We start from the raw sequence: 3,814 nt of genomic DNA, 5'->3' as shown, positions 1-3,814 counted from the left end.
ACGAAATCGCAGCCGCCGCAATCGAACTGGCGCGCGCGGCTGGCCGGCACGTCGGTTTCTATCTTTTCGGCGCGAATCTGAACGAGCTGCGCAAGAAGTTGGGCATCGGCCGGGGATTCAGCACAGCGATCCGCGATGCCGTGCTGGCCGTCCCATCGCTGGTGTATCTGGGCGGCGCGGCTTTAGCAACCGCCGCGATTCTATGGGCTGTGGACGGGGTAGCGGGACCGCTGCCATGGTGGTTCCTCGGGCTGCTCGCGATCCCCGCGTCGCAATCGGCGCTGGCCGTCGTGAACCTGCTGGTCAGCCACTTCCTGAAACCGCGCGTGCAGGTGCGCATGGATTTCCGCGCCGGTGTTCCCGACGACTACCGCACACTGGTCGTCGTCCCCACCCTGCTCCTTTCGCGCAGCAGCATCGAGCGATTGATTGGAAATCTGGAGATCTATTACCTGGCGAACCGCGACCGGAATATCTATTTCGGTCTGCTCACCGACTTGCCGGATTCGGAACTTCCGGGAACGACCGCGGAAGAGCGGGAGATCATCGACGATTGCGTCGCCGGCATTCGCGAGCTGAATCGTCGTCACGGGGCCGCCGGACACAACCCGTTCGTCCTGTTTCATCGCGACCGCGAATGGAACGAAGCGGAGCGCCGCTGGATGGGCGCGGAGCGCAAACGCGGCAAGCTGGACATGCTGAATCATTTCCTGATCGGTGAAGGCGCGCAGTTCCCGCTCACCATCGGAGATATCGCTGAACTGCACGCCACGCGCTACGTTCTGACGCTCGATAGCGACACGCAGCTACCGCGCGACACCGCATGGAAGCTGATCGGGAGCATGGCGCATCCGCTGAATCAGCCGGCGTTCGACGAGCGAACGGGGATCGTTACATCCGGCTATGCGTTGATGCAGCCGCGTATCGGGATCAGCATGGAATCCGCCGGCAAGTCGCGGCTGGCGGCGATCTACAGCGGCGAAACCGGGTTCGATCCGTACACGACGGCGGTGTCCGATGTCTATCAGGATTTGTTCGGACGCGCGACGTTCACCGGCAAAGGCATCTATGATGTGCGGGCATTCGATCACGCCACCAAGGGCCGGTTCCCGGATAACACGCTGCTGAGCCATGACCTGATCGAAGGCGAACATGTGCGCGCCGGACTTGCGACCGATCTCGAACTGATCGACGACTACCCATCGCGCTATCAGACATTCTCGAAGCGGAAACATCGCTGGGTGCGCGGCGACTGGCAGATCGCCATGTGGCTGCTGCCGCGCGTTCCGGACTCCGCATGGCGATGGATCAAGAGCCCGCTGCCGCTGGTTTCGCGTTGGAAGATCTTCGACAATTTGCGGCGGAGTCTGGTTGAGGTCTGTTATCTGAGCGCGCTGCTGGCAGCCTGGTTTCTGCTCGGGCAGGAATCGCAGGTTGTGACGCTGGCCGTCATCGGCGTGTTGTTGCTGCCGGCGTATGCGGAAGTTGTGATTTCGTTCCTCCGGTTGCCGCCGCTGCGTTTCTTCCGTCCGTGGATCTGGACTCGGTTCTCCGATTTCCTGCGCGCGCATCTCGATTCCGCTCTGGTGCTGGTGTTTCTGCCCACGCAGGCGCTGCTGATGATCGATGCGATTGCACGCACCATTTACCGCCGCGTGGTTTCGCATCAAAATCTGTTGCAATGGGAAAGCATGGCGCAGGTGGAACTCGCGAAGGGCTGCGGATTCGACCGCAACGCGCTTCTCGATCCGCGCCGGTGGCCGGCGATTATCAAGAGTTGGAACCTGCCCGAGCGGTGTCTGGCAATCGGCGTTGCGGGTGCTTTTGTGGTCTGGTGTGCAGTCGTGTTGTCCGGCAACGGAGCGCATGCCGCGGCGTTTGCTCTGTTGCTCGCGTGGATGGCCGCGCCGCTCGCCATGGCTTGGCTGAACGGCGGCGCGCGTCGGAATGCGCCGGTAGGAGACCAGGATTTCCTTCGCGAGCTAGCGCTGGCCACGTGGCGCTATTTCGATGAGGGGGAACGCGTGGACGAAAACTGGCTCGTCCCCGACAACATCCAACTCGACCCCCCGGCGCGCGCGCAACGCACCTCCCCCACGAATCTGGGCTTGCAGTTGAACGCCTATGTGGCCGCGCATGAACTCGGATACATTACCCAGCAGGAGTTCACCGGCCGGGTGGCGCGCATGCGGTCCGTTGTTACCTCGCTGCAGCGGGAACGCGGACACTTCTTCAACTGGTACAACACGCAGGATCTGAAACCGCTCGGCGACCGCTTCGTTTCCACCGTCGATAGCGGAAATTTGGCGGCTTCACTGGTCGTGGTGCGTCAGGCGTGCCTGGCGATCGAAGATCAACCGCTAATCGGACCGCGCGTGATTGACGCGCTGCGCGACCACCTGCGCCGCATTCGCGAAGCACTCCCGGTGTCGGCCCGCACCACCTCGATTGTGCGGCTCCTCGACGGGTTACGGCGGCAGCTCGAAGCGGACCCGGATGATCTCTTCTTCTTCGAAGGCGTTTTGATGGAAGTACAAGTTCTGGCGGCGGAACTGCAGCGCGAGGCGCAACCTGCCGCCACTCGGGTGGCATGGCGCGCGCCGGACACGGCCGCTGAAATCCGCCATGCGATCGAGGCTTTCCGGAAACGCGCCGACCGGATGCTCTCCGATCTGGTGCAGCTCGCGCCGTGGCTCGGCGAGCCCTTTGAAACGGAGCTGCGGATGAGCCTGAGCAACCCGGTTCTCGCCAACCTGATGCACCTGGTTCGCGCCGTCCCGAAGCTTGCCGAATTGCCGGATACGTACCACGCGATCGAAGCTGAGATCCACCGGCTCACCGAGACCGAGCCGGGCCTGCATGCGGCAACCCTGCAAATGTTAGCTGTGTTGCGCACCGCATTAGCCGAACCCTCGAAGCGGGTGCGCGCACTCTCGAATGAACTGCAATCCATCGCGGACTGGGCGGAGCGCACCGGCGCGGAAATGGACTTCCGATTCCTGTTCGACACGCGCCGCAACCTGTTCCGCATCGGGTGGAACGCGGATACCGGGGAACTCGCGCCGTCGTCCTATGATCTGCTGGCATCCGAAGCGCGTATCGGGATCTTCCTCGCCATCGCGCGCGGACAAGCTCCGGGCCAGGCGTGGTTCCATCTGGGCAGGAAGCTAACTTACTACCGCGGGCACCGCACGTTGATTTCGTGGAGCGGGACGATGTTCGAGTACCTGATGCCGCTGCTGTTTATGCAGACCTGGGCAGGCACGCTGCTGGGCGAAAGCATGCAGTCCGTGGTGCGCATCCAGCGCATGTACGCGCGGGAGCGGCGCATTCCGTGGGGGATTTCGGAGTCGGCGCACGCGGATCGGGACGGCGTGCTGAATTATCAGTACCGCGCGTTCGGCGTCCCGTCGTGTGGACTCGACCGGATCTCGCCCGAGGACTTGGTTGTCGCGCCGTATGCCTCCGTGCTGGCCCTGCAAATCGATCCTCGCGCTGCGGTGGAGAACCTGAAGTACATGGAAGCGCGCGGATGGCGCGGGGCGTTCGGTTTCTATGAGGCGATCGACTTCCGCCGCCGGTCGCGCGGGCACCGGCATGCGGAAGTCATCCGCGCGTTCATGGCCCACCACCAGGGGATGAGCTTGCTGGCGCTGACCAACGTGCTGTGCGAGAACGCGATCCAGAAGCTATTCCATTCGCATCCGGCCGTGCTGGCGACGGAGCTGCTGCTGCAGGAGCGCATGCCGGTGATGGCGGAAGCGACCGCGCCGGAAGAGCAGCTGCCGACTCTGGAAGCGCTAAGTGCCGAAGC

At 63.3% G+C, this 3,814-nt stretch carries 1 protein-coding gene; it reads left to right on the top strand.

The window, feature by feature from the left end:
- Positions 1 to 3,814 (top strand): glucoamylase family protein (locus tag H1Y01_RS19190; protein WP_301331929.1); only part of this gene is annotated, 3,814 nt, incomplete at both ends.

Source organism: Nevskia soli (assembly GCF_903970205.1).
Lineage (GTDB): Bacteria > Acidobacteriota > Terriglobia > Bryobacterales > Bryobacteraceae > Bog-113.
This window is presented reverse-complemented; position numbering and strand designations above follow the sequence as displayed.